The organism is Streptomyces sp. NBC_00859 (assembly GCF_045161865.1).
Classification (GTDB): Bacteria; Actinomycetota; Actinomycetes; order Streptomycetales; family Streptomycetaceae; genus Streptomyces.
This window is the reverse complement of the sequence record NZ_CP108826.1, coordinates 6,976,228-6,994,282: the sequence shown is the minus strand read 5'-3', so window position 1 is coordinate 6,994,282 and position 18,055 is coordinate 6,976,228. Positions and strand designations below refer to the sequence as shown.

General features: G+C 67.3%; 11 protein-coding genes and 1 pseudogene. 3 read left to right on the top strand and 9 right to left on the bottom strand.

The features are described from left to right. Positions 1 to 124 precede the first annotated feature (124 nt). Positions 125 to 1,561 carry a hypothetical protein gene (locus tag OG584_RS30805; protein ID WP_405782730.1) on the top strand — a complete coding sequence of 479 codons (1,437 nt, stop codon included), beginning with the start codon at positions 125 to 127 and terminating at the stop codon, positions 1,559 to 1,561. Between the two features lie 178 nt (positions 1,562 to 1,739). On the opposite strand, the gene OG584_RS30800 is transcribed toward OG584_RS30805, so the two are convergent. The 6 genes from OG584_RS30800 to OG584_RS30775 form a co-directional block, all read right to left on the bottom strand. Beyond that, positions 1,740 to 2,348, bottom strand: a complete 609-nt coding sequence (locus tag OG584_RS30800; RefSeq protein ID WP_405782729.1) for a hypothetical protein — start codon at positions 2,346 to 2,348, stop codon at positions 1,740 to 1,742. Next, entirely contained in the window at positions 2,345 to 2,998 is a 654-nt protein-coding gene (locus OG584_RS30795; protein ID WP_055605521.1) for a hypothetical protein, read from the bottom strand. The genes OG584_RS30800 and OG584_RS30795 overlap by 4 nt, the downstream gene beginning before the upstream one ends. Then, positions 2,995 to 5,418 (bottom strand): site-specific integrase, encoded by a 2,424-nt coding sequence (locus OG584_RS30790; RefSeq protein WP_405782728.1) that lies wholly within the window; start codon positions 5,416 to 5,418, stop codon positions 2,995 to 2,997. Before OG584_RS30790 ends, OG584_RS30795 begins: the two co-directional genes overlap by 4 nt. Then, positions 5,415 to 5,765 (bottom strand): helix-turn-helix domain-containing protein, encoded by a 351-nt coding sequence (locus OG584_RS30785; protein ID WP_405782727.1) that lies wholly within the window; start codon positions 5,763 to 5,765, stop codon positions 5,415 to 5,417. The genes OG584_RS30790 and OG584_RS30785 overlap by 4 nt, the downstream gene beginning before the upstream one ends. A gap of 14 nt (positions 5,766 to 5,779) precedes the next feature. Next, entirely contained in the window at positions 5,780 to 6,886 is a 1,107-nt protein-coding gene (locus tag OG584_RS30780) for a tyrosine-type recombinase/integrase (protein ID WP_405782726.1), read from the bottom strand. A gap of 445 nt (positions 6,887 to 7,331) precedes the next feature. After that, the gene (locus OG584_RS30775; protein ID WP_129286745.1) at positions 7,332 to 7,514 is read right to left on the bottom strand and encodes a hypothetical protein; all 183 of its coding nucleotides are present in this window, start codon (positions 7,512 to 7,514) and stop codon (positions 7,332 to 7,334) included. Between the two features lie 115 nt (positions 7,515 to 7,629). Between OG584_RS30775 and OG584_RS30770 the strand changes: the two genes are divergently transcribed. Further along, a complete protein-coding gene (locus OG584_RS30770) occupies positions 7,630 to 10,509 on the top strand; it encodes a hypothetical protein (protein ID WP_405782725.1) in 2,880 nt (959 codons plus the stop codon). A 447-nt stretch (positions 10,510 to 10,956) separates the two neighbouring features. On the opposite strand, the gene OG584_RS30765 is transcribed toward OG584_RS30770, so the two are convergent. After that, a complete protein-coding gene (locus tag OG584_RS30765) occupies positions 10,957 to 14,190 on the bottom strand; it encodes a trypsin-like peptidase domain-containing protein (protein WP_405782724.1) in 3,234 nt (1,077 codons plus the stop codon). Next, complete coding sequence (locus OG584_RS30760; RefSeq protein WP_018491710.1) at positions 14,187 to 14,537, bottom strand: trypco2 family protein; 351 nt, start codon at positions 14,535 to 14,537, stop codon at positions 14,187 to 14,189. Before OG584_RS30760 ends, OG584_RS30765 begins: the two co-directional genes overlap by 4 nt. 1,295 nt (positions 14,538 to 15,832) lie before the next feature. Here OG584_RS30760 and OG584_RS30755 point away from each other — a divergent pair. Next, on the top strand, positions 15,833 to 17,095 hold the full coding sequence (locus OG584_RS30755; protein ID WP_405782723.1) for a hypothetical protein: 1,263 nt from the start codon (positions 15,833 to 15,835) through the stop codon (positions 17,093 to 17,095). 392 nt (positions 17,096 to 17,487) lie between these two features. Here the strand turns inward: OG584_RS30755 and OG584_RS30750 are convergent. Further along, a pseudogene (locus OG584_RS30750) lies at positions 17,488 to 17,694 on the bottom strand (DUF5134 domain-containing protein); the annotation flags it as partial. Between the last annotated feature and the right edge of the window lie 361 nt (positions 17,695 to 18,055).

Below are 18,055 nucleotides of genomic sequence, written 5' to 3'. Positions count from 1 at the left end.
CCGACTCCAGTTGGCGGTAGGCGGGATCGCCGTGAGGCACTCGTACGAGCGACCCATGGGGTTCGGCAGCGGACGGCCCGTTCTACGTTGGCCACCTTGCCACCCCTCGAGCGGAGTCGGAGCCATGAAGTACGCAGTGTCCGCGCCACAGGACGCCTTGCTCCGCGAGATCGCGGCGACTTCCGAGGCGATGCCGATCCCGCCGACACGTACCCAGACGGCTTGGGCGCTGGAACAGCGCGGACTGGTCAAGAGGACCTGGGGTGACGGCGGTCAGGTCGCCGTGGTGACGGCGGACGGCCGCTACTACCTCAAGCACGGCGTTCACCCCCGACAGGTGCAGGAAGAGAAGGATCGATTGGGGGGTGATGCGGCCCAAGCCGCGCTGGCCCCGGCCGGCGGAGCCGAGCTGGTCTCCCGGCTGCTGTCCTCCTCAGGAAAGATCACAGTCGCTGATCCCGCGCCTCGGACCCGAGGCCGCTGGCGAGCCGCCTACTACAACGCGCTTCATCACGGTCACATACCCGAAGGCCACAAGCTGCGGTGGAACGGTCGCCAGCGCGGCGACTGCATCTTCACTCTGACCGACGAGGTGGCCGAGAAGGCTGCTCAGCCTTCTCCGGTGCCGGCGATCGAGGTGCCAAAGGTTCTGGAGCGTCCGCATTCATTGGTCCGCGCGACGCGCAAGGCGATGGGGCGCTCTCAAGGCACGGTCGATACGCGGGGCATGGCCGAGGTCATCCCGCTGCATGTGTCGCGTCCGCTCGCCGACCGCGGTCTACGGATCATGCATGCGTTTCTGACCGAAGCCGAAAGCCGCGGGTACTCCACCGAGGCCCACACCGACCTGGAACGCGGTGAGACCGTACACGCCCTGGCCGTCGTGATCCGGGGTCGCGCTTTTCCCCTGGCCCTCACCGAGAGGACGACCAAAGTCCCGCATGAGCCGACCCCGAAGGAGCTCCATCAGCAAGAGCGCGATCCGTGGATCCGACTACCCAAGTGCGACGAGGAGTTCAACGGCCGCCTTGCTCTGGGTGCACCCGCCAAGAGCTGGTACTCCTACTCGTACAGCGACGGAGCGCGATGGACCCTGGAGTCTCGGCTGGGGCTCCTTCTCCAGGATCTCGAACACCGCGCTGCGGAAGCGGAACGCCGAGACCGGGAGCAAGAACTCCTCGAAGCCGAGCGGCGGCGCCGGTGGTACGCGGCCATCAAACAAGCCCGTGAGGGGCAGATCGAGCAGTACCGGGCCGAGTTCCTCAACGCACAGGTCGGAGCCTGGCATCGGGCCGCCGAGATCCGCGCCTTCTGCCAGGCCGCCCGCGCCAGAACCGAGAGCGCCCTAGCTCCGGAAACGGCCTGGCTGGAGTGGGCTGAGTCGTACGCTGCACAACTCGATCCGCTGCGACGTCGGCTGAACACTCCGCCGGACCCGCCAGCGACGCGGGAGGCGCTCCGCAAAATGGCCCAGGTGGATGGCTACGTCTATCCGTGGCCGTTCGATGCCGACGGCCATTGGACCCTGCCGCAGGACCAGCAGGCCGAGGAAGCCCCGTAACTCGCGCCCACTTCGTCCGCAAATAGCTTCGCCCCGTCCACAGGGAACGGGGCGAAGGATCGCTTATACAGCGATGGTGAGCGGGACTTCCATACGCTCCCACGCGCCGAGCACGGCCTTGTGCGCGTCCGGCTGCAGGTGTAATGGTGGAGTCGGGTATTGGAACTGTCCGAATGCCTCAGCCATTGCGGACCCATGAGGTGAACTCGTCGGCGAGGCCGGGCGGGTTGGCGGCCTCGGTCTGCCAGGCGATCGCCTCGTAGTACTCCAGCTCGTGGACGATCACCGGCACGGTTCGGCCGACAGATCTTTCGATGACGCCGGTCGTGTGGAGGGTTCGGGCGAGCTGGCAGCAGGTCTGGTTGAAGCGGGCCTCGATCTGCGCGGCGAGTGGCCCGATGACTGAATCCCAGTCGGCGAGGTCGGTCGGCTCGTCGTACCAAAGTCCGAGTTCGGTGATCCACTCCTGGCGAGCTGTGGCCCCGGCGGGGTCGCTGGTCAGGTCGCCGACCACAGTCAGCTCGTTCTGGATCCAGAAAGCGTAGTTCCAGCGGGCTTCTACCTGGTCAGAGGCGTCCTGGATGCTGCGTCGGGCCTGAGCTTCAGTGTTGTAGCCGATCGTCAAGGTCGGCTGACGAGGGTCGTCGTCCTCGTTGTCGATGAGGAAGGAGACAGCGTAGATGTCGCCGGCGTCGGCGGCCGGGATGGATGCGAGGGCCCTCTCGACGAGATGCTGGAGGTGATCGTTGAACGTCATGGTCGGCGGGGTCCTGTCGGTCAGGGTCATGAGTCCCACTGGTCGCAGTACTCGATGTGGATCTCGCGCGCGTCGCCGAGAATGCCGTCGTTGGAGTGAAGCTCGGTGCAGAAGTGCGGGTAGCTCGGATGGACGGGGACGTATCCGGGGCCGTTTCGGGCGACGTCGAAGAAGTGCCGGGCGGTGTCCCTGAACACCTTCGCGCTGCCGGTCATGAACAGGGTCTCGGCGTGGAGATGCTGGTGGAACAGATCCCGGTTCTCCTGGTAGTGCCGTGCCTCGTGATCAATCACGGCTTCGTCGGTGTGTCCTGGGCCGGGCAGCGTCACGGTCTGCGGACGCCCTGGGCCGAGCCGTCCTCGTATTTCCTTCCAGCGTGAGGGGGCGAACTGGAGCGAGTGGTGCAGCAGCACGAGATCAAGCTGCCGCGTGCCGTCTTCTGGCAGCTCGCGGGAGGGGCCACGGTTCCCCCGCATCGGCAGGTGGACCAGCGAACGCGGTGAAGAGGCAGCGAGCTTCCATAGCCCACCGATTCGCTGGGCGGCGTCCTGATCGAGGTAGGTGTCCAGGTGCCGATCGTGGTCGATGAGCACTGCGTGGACCAGGGGCCGGGCTGGTCGGATGACCTTGAACTCCGTGGATCCGAGCCGTGCTTGGTGGATGGTGATGGGTAGCTTCATTGGTTCTCCGGGACGCGGCGGCTGACATCGGCGGCGTAGGAGGCCCAGTCTCCGGCGGCGGCTCGCTGCCATTTGACGGCGACGGTGATGTCGATGCCGAGGGTGCGGGCGAGGACTGCGGCGGGCAGCTCGGTGGCGAGCTGGAACAGGGCGGTCGACCGGGTCTCGGCGAGCCGGATGCCGAGTTTGCGGAGTCGTTCGCCCATGGCCCAGACGCTGATCGGGCGGCCGGGCTGGCCGCCGGGGAAGAGCCAGGGTGAGTCTGTCCGGGCGAGGACGGCATGACTCCGGCGAACCGCGACCTGGTGGAGGGCGAGTTCAGCGACCGGGCCGGGCAAGTCGACGGGGACGGCGCCGAGGCGGATGCGGACAGCTCCGTCGCTCTCCTCGATGTGGTCGACGGTGAGCCGGGAGATCGCCGCGGGCCACTGGGCATAGAGGAGCAGCAGCAGGCCGGCGAAGCGGTCTTCGGACTTGAGAGTGTCGTCGTGCAGCAGACGGCGGGCGGTGGCCCAGCGGGCCTCGTCGTCTATCGCCTGGGTGGGGCCGTTCCATCTGACGGCCGGGAAGCTGAGATCGCGTGCGATCTTCTGGGCGAGAGCCCAGCGCACGAAGTGGCCCGCCTCCCGGCGGTGGCGGACGTCGTCGCTGGTCATCCAGCGTTCAAGGTCGGCCTGACGGCAGGTCGCGAGGGCCAGCCCTTGGCCGTCGAGCCAGTCGAGGAGATGGACGGCTGCCCGCAGATGCTGGCGGACGACGGTGAGCTGGGTGTGCGTGATGTCGTTGCCGCGGCTGCGTCGGCGAAGCCGTCGCAGGAGGTGCCAGGTCGCGTACCGGTGCAGGACTTTCCGTCCCTCGGCGGCGGTGTGGGAGGTGACGAGATCGTTCACGTGCCGTTCCAGACGGACCATCTGCTCGTCGCGCTGGGGCAGCGTGCCGGTGGCCACGAGCACGCTGCGGATGTGCTCGACGAACTTGCCCGCCGGGAGTTCGTCCAGGGCCTCATGCGTCAGGGGCCGACGGCCGGAGCCGAGATCGGACAGGACGGTGGAGACGATGCCGCCGGCCAGCCAGCGCATCGCCGTGCCGGCCCGTTCCGTCTCGGCCAAGGCGTCGTTGAGGGCCTGCAGCTTCGGGGGTATGGAGCCCGAGGCGTCAGCGAGAAGCTCGTGGAGCCGTTGCCTGAGAATGCAGCGAGGGCACGGGCCGGCGGCTCGCAGTCGCTCCGCTTCCCCGCAGGTGGGACACGGGCGCCAGAGCTCGGCGTCCGGTGCCGTGCAGGGGCCGCAGACCGGTGCTTCGGCGGTCCCGGAGTGAATGCCTCGAAGCCGCCCGCATGCGGTGCAGTGAGCCTGGCGTCGGTCGCAGCCGCCGCAGCGGGGCAGGCCGGTCAGACGGGAGTGGGTGCCGGGTGCGGTGCGGCCGCAGATCGAGCAAACGAGGACGGGCAGAGGGCAACAGTTCGAGCAGAGAGGACCGTCGGAGGTGCGGTTCTGTACTCGCTTCCGCTTGCCGCAGGTGATGCAGACCTCGACGTTCGCGGGGTCGGTGACCAAGCAGTTCGGACACAGCGGTCGCCCCTGCTCGTCGCGGGTGGCCGGCTCGCGGCGGGCTCCGCAGCGTACGCATTCTTCGACGCGGGACTTGGCGATGCAGTTGCGGCAGACCCGCTGACCGTCGAGCGGCTTGTCGATGCGAACCACTCGGTGGCACCGAGGGCAGGACGGTCGGACGATCCCGGCGACACCGGCCTCGTGCAGCAGGTCAATGAACCTCAAGATGGCGCGGTGCGGGGCGAGATGGGCCTCGCCGGTCAGCAGGCGAGGGTTCTCCTCCAGGGCCCAGACCACTCGCTGGCGATAGTGGGGACGGTGGGGCGCCGACCGGCGCAGAGCCTCGGCGACAACGTCGCGATCGGCGCCCGGGGCGATCGCATTGATCACCGTGTGGATGACCGCGGCCGGGTCACGGTCATCGCGGTCGGGACACATCGAACAGCGTGGCAGGCCCTTGCGGTCCCGGAAGGTGACGCGACGGGTGTTGCCGCAGGCGGCGCACTCGGTGGTCTCCTTGATGCAGACCGAGCAGTACCAGTCCTGGCCCTGCCGCTGGAGGCTTCGCAGCCCCTTCCCGCAGTCCGCGCAGACCGGCGGCGAGACCGCCGAGGCGCCGGCCCTGCGAAGGGCGATGAGGAGATCACCGACGGCCCGCGGCGCGGGGGACCGGCCATCGGTCAAGACGGCGGATCGCGTCACCAGGAACTTGGCCAGGTTCCGTGATTTCGCGCGGCCGCCCGCAACCGCCGTGACCACGGTCCGGATGGTCTCGGAGCCGAGTTTGCTCTCGGCCTCCGCGACCAGGTCCGTGATCAGGCCGATCGGATCCGTGACGGAGCGATCGAGAGAGCCGGTGGTAGTCACAGCCGGTCAACACCCCTGATCCGGGCCCGCTTTGGCCGCAGTCCGCCGAGTCCTTCCGTGTCGGGGGCCGTGCCGCCGACGGCTGCCTTCTTCGGCTTCTTCACGGCCCCGGCCACCCCGATGGGCTCGATGAGGTCGTCCATGGTGCAGTCCAGGATGTCGAGCAGGGCCATGAGGATCTTCAGGCTCAGTCGCTCGGGTCGCTCCACGACGAGCCGGTAGACCTGGCTCGAGGACAGGGTGATGCCGCGTTCGGCGAGCGGAGGGATGAGGTCGGTGGTGGAGAACATCCCGCGGTCGGCCATGACTTTGCGCAGGTGCCAGTGGTAGTCGAGCTTGGCGGCCATCGCCGGATCCCTCCTCATCGGGCCCCGGCGAATGCCGGGGCCAGTGCCTTGTGCAGGGAAGTGTTCATGAAGTCGTCGCTGACGTGCGTGTAGATGGCCAGGGAGCTGTCGCTCTCGTGGCCGACCTGCTGCTGGATGAAGCGGCGGTCCACCCCGTCCTCGGTCAGGTGCGTGACGTACGAATGCCTCAAGGAGTGCGGGACCAGCTCTTTCGGCAGGCCAAGGGCGTCGCGGTATGCCTCGAACCGGTCGTTGATCGAGCCGGGCCGCAGGCGTCCACCGCGTTCGGTGAGCCACAGAGCGGGGTGGTCGGGGAATCCGAAGCGCGGCCGGACGTTCTCGACATAGTCGGCGACGGCCTCGACGGCCCAGTCCATCACCGACAAGACGTTCCGGCGCCGGGGCGGCTGGCCCTTCTTGGCCTTGCCGTAGCGGACGTTGAGCGTGCCGTACCGGCCGAACTGCCGGGCCTGCGGGTTGCGCCCGAAGTCGACCACATCGAGCTTGGAGGTCTCGGTCCGGCGGAGTCCCCACCCGTAGATCACCTTGAAGAGGGTGGCGTCGCGGTAGGCCGCCAGAGCGCCTTTGCGTTTCGCCCGTAGCGCTCGTTCGACCTGGTCGTCGGCATAGTCGAGGAAGAGCTGCAGCTGTTCGCGGGTGAACGGCTTCGCCTCCGGGTCGCCCTCGTAGTCGTTGAGGTGGGCGATGGTGTTCCACTCGTGACAGACCGCCATCGGAAAGGTGCCGAAGGCTTCCTCGCAGGCAGGGCCCCAGCCGTAGCGGCCGTCGATGAGGAACTCGCTGAACAGTCGCACGGTGCCCTGGTAGCTGCGGATCGTCGACGGCGCCAGATGTCTCTCACCGGTCAACGAGACCGACCACTCGTCCATGTGAGCCGGCGTCCACTGCCACGGGTAGTCGTTCGCGAACTCCAGGAACCGGCGTATGAGTCGTTCCCTCGGATCGATCGTGTCGTCCCTCAACCCCCGCGACTTCTGCTGAGCACGCCAGCCCCGCAGCATCGCGTCGAACATTGCGTCCTCGGGACGCAATTGGACCACCCCGGAGACGAGCTCCAGTTGAGCTGACCCGGCCAGGGCCACCTTGCGCTGATGCACCACTCCAGACCATCCCTTCTGGAGAGAGGATCATGCATCAGAAGGGACACGATCGGCAATATGCCTGGTCAGGCAGCTAGGTCGTAGTAGCCTCGGAGTCCTTCAAGCCCTCGCCGTGACCTGGCGACCTGCGACTTCTCGCCCGTCTGATGCAATTCCCGAGGGTTCGCGTAGCGCTGGGTGGTCTCGAAGCTCTCGAGGCCGAGGAGGTGCTGGACCTCGTAGAGGAGACTCCCTTCTGGACGAGCCACGAGGCGCAGGTGTGGCGTATGGAGTGGGGCGGATAGTGCGGGACAGGGGGCTGCTCCCCGTCGGATAGCAGGCACGCGGTAGCCCGCGACCTAGCCAGATCCACGAGATCTTCCACCCTGCACTCGCCACATGCGTCGAGGACCGGAACGAGTTGAGGCCGACTCCCTCCTCCGTGCGTCCTTCCGAAGGCTGCGGCTCATGGCCCCCACCAGAAGGACAGGCCGCGGCTGACGAGTTCACGGACAAGCCCTGACACCACCCACCCTCCCGCTGTTTTCAGCGCCTCGAACCGCCAAGCCTGGTCACGCCACTTCGCTGCGAATTCCTTCACCGCACGTCCTCTCTCAAGGTCCGGCCTCTTCAGCCGGTCGTCGGCCATTGATCCGGATCCCTGCGGTGTTCAGCGGGTCGTTTTCCTGCTGAACCCGACATCGCCGCAGGCCAGACCTGGTGAAATGGATGTTCAACGAAAGTTCGGACTGAACGGGTGACGGATGGACGACCAGTCCGCGGCCAAGCGGCTCGCGACGGAGCTGGGGCAGCTGCGCACGAACGCCGGATCCCCTACGTACGCCCAGATCGCACGGTGGGGAAGCCAGCAGAGTCCTCCGGTCAGTCTCGGCAAGAGCAAGCTCAGCCTGTGGTTCAGCGGCAAAAGCGTTCCCGAGGACGGCCGCCCCTTCGCCGTCCTCGTGGAACTGCTCGAAGCAAGGGCCCAGCAGAGGTCCGGCACACCTCGGCGCGGGGTGGCCGCATGGCAGATGAGACGGACAGCGGCGGACCGGGAACGACGCCGTGAGACCAAGGGCCTCCCTCGCCGTTCGGCCGGGGACGGCCCGTCCGCCTCCGGGCCGACGCCGGGCACCTACTCGGTGCGTCCTCCGTACGGAGAGCTGCCCGCCCGCCTTCATGGCCGGGACAGCCTGTTGGCCGATCTGGAACGGGCGCTGGCCGAGGGGCACGAGCAGGTGCAGGTTCTGCACGGGCTCGGCGGATGCGGAAAGACAACAGCGGCGCTGCGGCTTGCCCGGCACGCCCGGGACCTCGGACATCAGGTGTTCTGGGTGTCGGCGACGACGAACGAGCGGTTGCTGACGGGTATGTCTCAGGTGGCCCGTGAACTGGGCGTGGCCGAAGACGGCCTCAGTCGCGCATGGGCGGGGCACTCAAGCGCGCTGGATCTGGTGTGGCGTTGTCTGGACCGTGCGGGCGAGCGCTGGCTGCTCGTCGTCGACGCCGTGGACGACCTCTCGGTCGTCGCTTCGGAGCACGGCTCGCCGGGGGACGGCACAGGGTGGATCCGGCCGAGTCGTTCCGGCCTCACCGTGGTGACGAGTCGCGTCGGCAACCCCCTGCTGTGGGGAACGGAAGCAGTGTGCCGAGCGGTGGACATGCTGTCCGCCGAGGACGGGGCGAAGGTCCTCACTGACCTGGCGAGAGACGCCGGGCCGGTGGAGGACGCTCGTACACTCGCCGCGAGACTGGGCGGACTGCCCCTGGGACTGCACTTGGCAGGCTCATATCTGGCGAAGACACGAAGGAGCCTGGGCTTCGCGCGCGGCGTCATAGATGTCCGGCCCGTGGGGGACTTCGCCGGGTACACGGCCGAACTCGACCGGCTGGGCGCCCCACTGCTCGACGCGGGTGGATCATTCACGTCGGGCACGGACGACCAGCGGCTTCGCCGACTGGTGAGCCACACCTGGGAGATCAGCCTCGACCTGCTCACCCGACAAGGGTTGCCTGAAGCCAGATTGCTCATGCGGGTCCTGTCGTGTTTCGCCCCGACCCCCTTCCCCACCGTGCTGCTCGCCTACGGTCTCCTCGCTCCGGAGGACGGGTTCCCGGAAGGATTCGAAGAGGGCGAGGCGGCCATCGACGCACTCGTCGACGTGGGCTTGTTGAACCTGGCCGACGTGGACGTCTCGGTCGGCGGAAGCGGCACGGCGAACGCGGCAAACTTGTGCCTCACAGCCCACCCGCTGGTACTGGAGACCAACGCGGCACAGGTGCGCGGCGGAGACGAAACCGCCGAGGTGTGGCGGGCCGCCGCCCGCGTCGTGCGATGGATGGGAGGAGGTACGGATACGCCTGATCAATGGCGAAGGTGGCAGGTCCTGGTCCCCCATGTTCTGGCTGCCCTGCGCTCCGCTCCCGCGAACGACGTGGAGTCGTTGGCCTGGTTCGTCGAAGTCGGATGGGCCTCCTACGGCTACTGCCTGGCCTCCAACCACCGGGGCCAGGCCCATGAACTGCTCAGGTTGATGATGGAGCGTGCCGCCGCCCTGCCGGAAAACCGCCCCGTGGTCGGCGCGATTCGTGGCCAGTACTACGAGGCCATCGGCAATGTGGACGAGGCTCGCCGGCTCTTCGAAGAGAGCCGCGCTGAGCGAGGGCCGCAGGACGCGGAAACACTGCAATTCCAGTTCCGATGGGCGCGCGCCCTGCAGTCGACCGGACAGCTGCCCGCCGCTGAAGAACAGCTGCGCGCGATTCTGGGCGGCCTGCGCTCGAGCGGCTCCGTGAGCAACAGGTTGCTGATCCACTCGGTCCTTGTCCTGGTGCTCGCGGCACAGGGCAAGGACGAGAGGGCGGCCGCGGAGGCGCAGGCGCTGATGTCCGCCATCGAGACGGAACCGGCCGAACTGGGCATCCCTCTGCTTCACCAGGTGGGTCACGCGCTCACGGAAACGCGTCAGACGGAACAGGCAGAGAGCGTGTACGGTGCGCTCCTCTCCCGACTCGATGAAGCGGACGAACAGCTCTCCCCCCTCTACCACGACATTTCCCTGCAACTGCTCGGCCTGCTTCTGCACGGGGGACGTGAACGCGCGGCCATCACGTTGATCAGCCGTCTCCTCAGTCTCTACATGCCGGTCGGGAACGACTCCCCGGCAAGCCCCGCGAGTCTCGTCGACCTCATCCAGACCCGGCTCGACCTTCAGCTGGAACTGGCGGAGTGCAGCAGCACCGAGGACGAGCTGCGGGGGTTGCTGCGCGATCAGCTGCGCGTGAGCGGGGGCATCAGCTTGCTCATCGTCGAGTTGCACATCGCGCTCGCCCGCCTGTTCATCGCACAGGAAGACTTCGCTCAGGCCCACGAACAGCTGGAGCTGGCCGAGAAAGCCGCGACCGCAGCCGACGTCGGCACGGTGCCCCTGTGGACGGTCCTCCTCTGGAAAGCCCGGTGCCTGTGCGCACAGGGCCGCTGCGCAGAAGCCCTGAGCTGCTACGAACAGACGGTCGCGCTGCTCGCCGATGACCCCGACGGCATGGCGTGCGTCATGGAGGAAGCCGCTGACTGTCTCGCCACGGTCTCGGGTGGCGAAGCCCACGTAGGTCAGTGGGGGTCCGGCAGGAGGGCAATGGATTGAGCGCCACTCTACCGGCCAGGATCGCAACGCACTCCACATGATGCGTCACCGGCAGCAGGTCGGCGAACTGCTCATGCGCGCCTCACCGACCGTCCCGCCGTTCCGGCCCGTCAGGGCTCCATCCCCTGAGATAACGAGTGGGCCTTCCGCATCTCGTACCCGCGCCGGACCGCCTCAGCTGGCAGTCTCTGCAGCAGCAGAATCGACCTTCGGCGGAGCCCAGACGGCAGGGCGAGTTGGCGCTCGTCGTCTCTGAGCGCTGACACGGTCGGATGGAGGTTCCCCAGTCGTGAGGGAACGGGAACCGGATCCGGTTCTCCTTCGGCCGTTGTCGGCCGCGTCAACGAGCGCGAGCGTGAAACAGCCGGAAGGCCATCTGCGCAGGTCAGCGGAGCGAATCCGCCCAGCGTCCCAGGCCACAGGGCCGCTTGGTCTCTTCCACGACATCTAGAGATTCTGTCCCCGAAGGACCGCCTCCCGAACCATCGGGCGCCTCGCGGTGGTTCGGGAGGCCCGACCCGCGGTTTCGGATTTCAGAGGCACCCACCTCGTCATCGAGTCCCAGGACTCCAGGGCGTCCATCAGGACTTCCATCGTGGCCGGGGCCTCCGGCCCGACAGCGCTCGCCAGGATGAGTAGCATTCCTTCGTCCTGCTCCACCAGTGCGATGAACTCCTCGGTCGCAGGAGCGGTCCAGAGCTGGCCGAACGATGCCACCGCGACCTCACCGGGACCGGTGAGTGCCCAAGCACGCCCGTCGGACGACCTGGGCGGCAATCCGGACCACAGCGGGCGAACGTTGAGCGCTTCAGCGCGGGCCGACCGGGGCCCGAAAGCAGACGTGGCCGTCCAGCGGTCCCCGCTCCGGATCAACTGCGCCACCTCGAGAGAGGGATTGATCACGAAAGCGGGAACGACCACATCGTTGCGCTCCCCTACAGGCACTCCGGCGGTGAAGGCCGTCCAGCTGATACCCGCCTCTTTCGACACACTGAGCAGGGCCGAATCGTTCCAGTGCGGATAACGGCACAGTCCGAAGTGGAAGAGCCGAGCGTCAGCCCAGTGCTGGTCGTCCACATAGAGTGCCGGAACTCCGTCGCCCAGTGGGTATCCGCAGTCCTGGCAGTCACCGGCCCAGAGCAACTGCATGAGGGAACGGGCTTCCTCGTGCCCGAGTCTGTCCAGGCAATTCTGGCTGAAGGCTAGGTGCGGGAGTCCGACCGAGCCGTCCGCGGCTTCCAGGATCACCCAGTCCGACGGCTGGCCGTGCTCCCGTGCCCGGCTCCACCATTCCTCCCCCAGCCGGACGTTGCCGAAGGAGTACGCGGTCACGCCGGCCATCAGGCAGCCGATCGAGTCACCCAGACTCCCCTGCTTGACCGCCGCATCGTAGGCACGCGCGACATAAGCATTCGCCGTTTCATGGTCCTTCCTCCGCAGGAGGGCGCCGGCGTACGAGAGCGCGGCGAACGGGATCTCACCGTCCGCAGCGACTCTCAGGGCTTCTACGGCTTCGTCCGACTGCCACTTCGACCTCAGCCAGTCCGAATAATGCAGTGCGCTCCCGGGATCGCCAGCCTCGGTACCGCGCTTCCACAGCGCTGCCGCCTCGTCCTGGTTCCCCAGCTTTTCGTGCACCAGGCCGAGGGCGCCAATCGACTCGCGTTCCCCGCCCTCGATCGCACGCTCGTACCACTCTCGTGCCGCTTCCAGACACCCCCTCGCGTAGGACAGGGCACCCATGTTGTGAGCCCCACTGGAGTCACCCAGGTAGAAAGCGCGCTCGAAGCAGCGGGCGGCACCGGCATAGTCCATCTCCTCGGCCAGCAGCGCCCCGAGGTTGATCAGGCCGTCGGGTACGTCCCGTTCCGCGAGCGGGCCGAGCACCTCCTTGGCCACTTCCGGCCGTCCCGCCACTTTGGCGACGGTCGCCACCAGTACACGGCGCGAGTCGTCCACGATGCGCAGGGCCTCGTCCCACACCTGTCCCGGGAGCTCACTCGGCCGGGACATTCGCGCGGTGTCGGACACGAGGTAGTCGAACGGCTTCCACGTTCCTCCCCGGCCCGGTACCAGGGGGCTGGTGACGCCAAGCACGATCCTGGACGCCCAATCCCAGGCTTCCTCCATGCCTTCCGGCCGCAACGCCGGGCCGCCCGCCCGGTCGAGGAAGTGCGCGTGGAGGCGCTCCAGGGACTCCGGCGGCAGCGCGGTGTCCACACCTGTGCGGGCGAGGGCGACAGCGGCTGCGACGAGCGCGGCGCCCCGGGGGTTGCCTTTCGCCCGGGAAGCGGCCTTCCACCGCTTGAGGACCTGCGGTCCGGCCGCAAGGTACTCCGCCACCCCGTGCGCCCTGTCGGCGTTCAGTGCCGCAACGACACGCGGATCCTCGCCCGACGACGCAGCCGACCGCTCGTCTTCGGTCCAGATCCGGTCCAGGGTGATGTGATGCGCTGCGCGGATCACTCTGCCCGGCGAGGACGGCAGTCTCGGCCCGGTGCTCCGCGACAGCGACGGGCCGTCCTCCTCGTCCGTGTAATGCTCGTGGAACTCGGTGCGCAGCGTGGCAAGCACGACCATGCCGCGCCGGACGAGCTGGTCCAGCAGGGACGGCGTCAGCCCGTCGGACCGCAGGTAATTGTGCAGGTCATCGAGCCATACGACCTTCTGGTGATCACTTCCAGAGGAGGAATGCAGGGAGGACAGGTCTGCGTCGGGGTCCGGCTTGCAGACCGACCAGTCCCCAAGATTGCGGACCATTCCTTCGAACAGGGCCCTCGACTTGCCTGCGGCCGAATCCCCTGTAAGCAGCAGCATGCCGCCCGTTTCCGCCAGCGCTTCGAGTCGGGCGTCCACCTGCACGTCGACGCAGCGTGGCACGTATTGCACAACGTCCGGATGGCCGAAGGCATCCGGCGCGCGATGAACACCGAAGGAGACTGGGTCGGCGTCGGCGGCAGGGACCCAGTCGCCTTCACACGATGCGGCGGCCTCGTTCACCACCTGCGGCGCGGGCCTGCCGATCTCCACCACCTCGGGACAGAGTCCTGCTGCTGCCTCCACCGCCCGTCGAAATCCGACATCAGCCACGACGACAAAGATGGGAACCGCTTCCACCCGCGCGTGACCCCACTGTGCGGGATCCCCAGATACCACGCCGATCAGGTATTCGTCGACGAAGAGCGCGGCACCCGACATTCCCTGCCACGGCGATGTGCCGGAGGTGCCGACCGCAGGCGGCGGGGCGTGGGAACTGTCCAGGACATAGCGGCCGCGCAGGACGGATGATCCCGGCTTCAGCGTGCCCACGATTTGCTCGGTGTCCGGCCGCATGCCGTCGCGGAGCGAGATCCGCGGGAAGCCTACCGCTTCGCAGTTCTCCCAGGCGGCCAGGCCGGAAACCCGCCCCCACCGAACGTCGAGCAACCGGCACGTCGTGCCTCCCCTGACCAGGTCTTCGTCCGCTTCGAGCAGGGCTGCGTCGCACGACTCGTCGTAGCGACGCCACACGAGGCGGCAGCTGTGCGTCCCTGTCCCTCCGGGTACCGCGACGCGAGCAACCTCACCCTCCCCTTCGAACAGGTGCGCCGAAGTGAGCACCAGGCGGGAGTCCAGCAGGAAGCCGCTGCCCTGCCGCGCTCCCTGAACGATGGCGATGCGTTCGACGGACCGGGTGCTCATCCCTCGCGCAGTCCGGACGGATGCCCGAAGTCACCCATGTCAACTTCAGCCTGATTTCCGATCTCGATCGGCCCGCCGTTGGCCGAATCCTTAGGCTTCAGCTTTACGGACACCTTATGGACGGAGCTCTGCGCCACCCCCACCTGGGCGTCGCTGGAGACCACCCATGCCTTGAACCCCGCTTTGGCCGTCGCGTCGCGCCGCAGCTCGACCGAGAAGTCCAGAGTGATCTCGTCGACCTCGAACCTGACGCGCTGGCCGTCCGCGGCGTGCACAGCGTCCATCAGCTGATCCCGCAAGCCCTGTACGGCCGCCGTGAGTTCCACGTTCTCCAACGGATCGCGCATGTCTCCGACTCCCCCATTCGGTCCACCGTCAACCGCTACCACTATCACATTGCCCTTGGCACGAAACGGCGATCCGGACAGCGCCTCCAGGCACGACGGAACGCTGTGTGGTCGCGCAGCACCCGGCCGACACCCGCCAGGCTTCTGGCAAACCGTGCGATCTGCAGGTCGTCCCTGCTCCCGCGAGGATTGCTCCACTCAGGTCGCTCCCTCTACAACTGCGGGCGCGTCGTCACCGCGTCCGCAGGGGACCACCTCATCCGGCGCACTGCATCTCGACAACTACACCATCGACAGTCTCCTGGGCCTGCCCCCCGTCATCCGCGAAGAGGCCCCAACCGCTGAGCTCCAGCACGCCCTGCACAGCCCGCATGACCTGGAAAGAACGTCTTGTCTCCTTGGGAGTCCTCTGGGACTTTCCTGGGACTTTCAACTGCATTAAGGGGCACGAGCGGGAAACAGCCGAAAGGCCATTTTCGCAGGTCAGCGACAGGTGTTCGATCGTTCCTGCAGGTCAGCTGAGCGAATGGTCTCTTCCGGAACAACTGACCATCAGGAACCAGCAGCTCCTCACAAAGCGTCGCCCGCCCTCGGCGCCCCTTCGACATACGCCACCCGACAGGTCCTGACCTGCCCGACGACTCGCCTGACACCCCATCAGAACGAGCGTCAGATGAGCGTCACGAGCGTCATTTCAGCGTCAAGATATCGCCTGTAACGCCCACATCGCACATAATGCGCACGGGCAAAACCGCAGGTCAGGAGCCCTTCGTGACCGGCTCAAGGATAGCCACGCACTCCACATGATGCGTCATCGCGAAACATGTGGAACAGAAACACGTGAAAGAAATCGCAGGTCAGCGGTTCGGCCGGGACAAGCGGGACGACCAGCCTTTGTGCGCTACGGGCACTGTGTGCGCTACGAGCGATATCTTGACGCACGAGGCCGTAGGGGATGACGGCGGCCGCCGGGGCCTGGGACCCGCACGTCATGTGCCGCCAGGAGCCACTCGTCACACCTTGCGTACAACGGCTTCTGAACATTGTCGCGGTCCGGATGCTGACGGGCGCACGGACCGCAGCACGCACCGACACAATCCCGACGTCCCCTGCAAGGTCGAGTGGGCGACCGGGGGCGCCCGGCACGTGCCCCACGCCGCATGCACCCACGCCTATCGCATGATGCGGCTCGAAGAGCAGACAGAAGCCTGGCGCCAACCACGGCGCCTCTCGTGCGACCCCACAACCGCCATGAAGGCTCGGCAGACGCGCCGCTGGCAAGCCATTCTGGTGTCATGACGCACTCCGACCAGGACAACGCAGCAAGGATCACAGCGGTGACACGGCGCGATGTCTTCGATTTGCTACGCGCTGCGCAGGGCGACTGGTGGGGACGCCTGGACGAAGTCGCCCTTCTGGGCACCTTGTACGACCTGGATGCCCTCCCATCGACCGACTCGCGCCACCCGACCGCCCGCGGCGACATCATCCAGCACCGGTTCAACAACTACGACTGGGAGGACGATTGGGTCTTCGAGGATCCGCGGTTCCGGCTTCTTGATGGCCCGGACGAGGTGTTGTTGGCCTTCCTCGCGCGGCTGGTGCATCCCGAGGTACGCCCCGATGCCGATGAGGCGGCCAGGCGTGTCGACGAGCTGAACCGGCTCCTGGCGGCGGACGGTTGGGCCCTGCGACCCCGAGGCTCCATGTCCGGGCGGCCCATCTATGCGCCGTTCCCAGAGAGCGCCGTTACTCCAACGATCCCATTGCCGCTCAGGGACGACGACGCGAGCAAGCTCGATCTGGTCCTCGGACAGACGCACCATCTGCTTGATGACGACGGCGAAGGGTTGGCTCGGGACCTCGTCCGCTCGGCGAAACTCACGCTGCGCCGCGACGGTGGCTATTTCCATCCGATGCCCAACGACAACTGGACGGATGCCACTTACGAGGCTGTCCTCGCCGTGGACCGCGCGTTCGTGCCAGAGTTCACGACAGCAATGGTCGAGGCGATTTGGCAAAGGCTAGAGACCGTCCTCAAGCTGCTGGAGCGCGAGGACGTGCAGTCCCTCGTGGTCGAAGCTGCCGTGCGCCCGCTCCCGGAGATCACGCAGGACTGGCGGCATCAAGGCAGCGGTCCAACCAACCAAGGCCGCCGCGAGAGGCGAAGCGACCAGGGATACCCGACTGCGGACGACCTGGTGTTCGGCAGTCGAGCCGAACTCGCCGTCTACCAGGTCCTCCAAGATCTCCAACGAGAGCGCCCCGTCCAGAGCGGCATCGCGATCCTGCCGCTGGCCTCCGCCAAGCTGCGGGATGCCGGCGTACGCAGCCCGGACTTCACCGTTCTGGGAAACGGCCGAGCCGTCATCATCGAGGTTGACGGACCACACCAATACGGCCGAACCCGCAAGGCCGACGACGAGGATCGCGACCGGCATTGGACGCGCTGCGGCGTCCACACCATCCGGATCGCCCATGAGCACACCAGCAATCCCGGCGAGTTGAAAGAACGGATCCGCGAAGATCTCGGTCGACTACTCTTCCCGACTCGCTGATCTTCGCGGACGACGCCTTCGGTGCACTTGGACACAAAATGGCGGGTTGAAGCCACCTCGGGATCTGCTACACCTTCACACTCCTGCGCATCATGTGCAGGTACAACCGGGTCATGGCAAAGTCCGGTCAGGCGTCGAGCATGGACGAGCACGCCCGCTTCGGCGGGGTCGTGCCCGAGATCGCCTCGCGCGCCCACCTTTCGCGAGCGAATGCCCCGCAGGTGCCGAACCCGTACGCCGCTGCTCGTCGAGCGCCTGGGCCAGCCAGCGCAGCTCGAACCCCAGGAGGACCAGGCGAACAGCGCGGCCGTCCACTGGTCGCCGGGCTGCGAGAGCGTCATGGCGCTGGTGGCATCGGTCCCGGACATGTCCATTCCCGGCATATCCTCGGCCGCGCCTCCCCTGCTCCCTGCCATCCCGGAGCCGTTCATCGCCGCTGCCATCCAGACCATGGAAGCCATCATCACGACATGGGGCAGGGTGCTCACCAGCGCCGCCGTGCCGGTCGCCGCTCGCGCGGAGCGGGCAAGCGCGGCACCCGCGAACCACAGCGCTGCCGCCGAGAAGACGACCACCTGTGGGCACGCGGGGAGATCCATCCCCCACGGCCAGGCCATCGCGGCCCCCATGACCGCGTGCAGGGCGTGGCCCACGCGGTCGGCCACGGTGCGTCCCGGCGTCGCCGCCAGCCAGAGGGCGTAGCAGGCGGGCATAACGAAGAGGGCCCATAAGCGACCACTCCCGTGATCCATCTCGATGTCACCGGGGTCCGGCTCACCGCCGTGCCCGCCGCCTCCGCCACTGCTGCCCGACACGTGCATCCCGGGAACTACGGGACCGACCGCGTGCCCCACCGTGTAGGAGACGCCAAACATCGCGCCGAGCAGCAGCACGAGCCCGAGCAGCGTGGGCGCCGGCAAGGGGGCTCCCGGCTGGCGGCGGACGCCGACGTGAAGGCGC

Bases quoted from the DNA above. Each gene is read 5' to 3' on its own strand.
- OG584_RS30805 (WP_405782730.1), top strand. From the start codon at position 125: ATGAAGTACGCAGTGTCCGCGCCACAGGACGCCTTGCTCCGCGAGATC.
- OG584_RS30775 (WP_129286745.1), bottom strand. From the start codon at position 7,514: ATGGCCGACGACCGGCTGAAGAGGCCGGACCTTGAGAGAGGACGTGCG.
- OG584_RS30770 (WP_405782725.1), top strand. From the start codon at position 7,630: ATGGACGACCAGTCCGCGGCCAAGCGGCTCGCGACGGAGCTGGGGCAG.
- OG584_RS30785 (WP_405782727.1), bottom strand. From the start codon at position 5,765: ATGGCCGCCAAGCTCGACTACCACTGGCACCTGCGCAAAGTCATGGCC.
- OG584_RS30760 (WP_018491710.1), bottom strand. From the start codon at position 14,537: ATGCGCGATCCGTTGGAGAACGTGGAACTCACGGCGGCCGTACAGGGC.
- OG584_RS30755 (WP_405782723.1), top strand. From the start codon at position 15,833: ATGACGCACTCCGACCAGGACAACGCAGCAAGGATCACAGCGGTGACA.
- OG584_RS30765 (WP_405782724.1), bottom strand. From the start codon at position 14,190: ATGAGCACCCGGTCCGTCGAACGCATCGCCATCGTTCAGGGAGCGCGG.
- OG584_RS30800 (WP_405782729.1), bottom strand. From the start codon at position 2,348: ATGACCCTGACCGACAGGACCCCGCCGACCATGACGTTCAACGATCAC.
- OG584_RS30795 (WP_055605521.1), bottom strand. From the start codon at position 2,998: ATGAAGCTACCCATCACCATCCACCAAGCACGGCTCGGATCCACGGAG.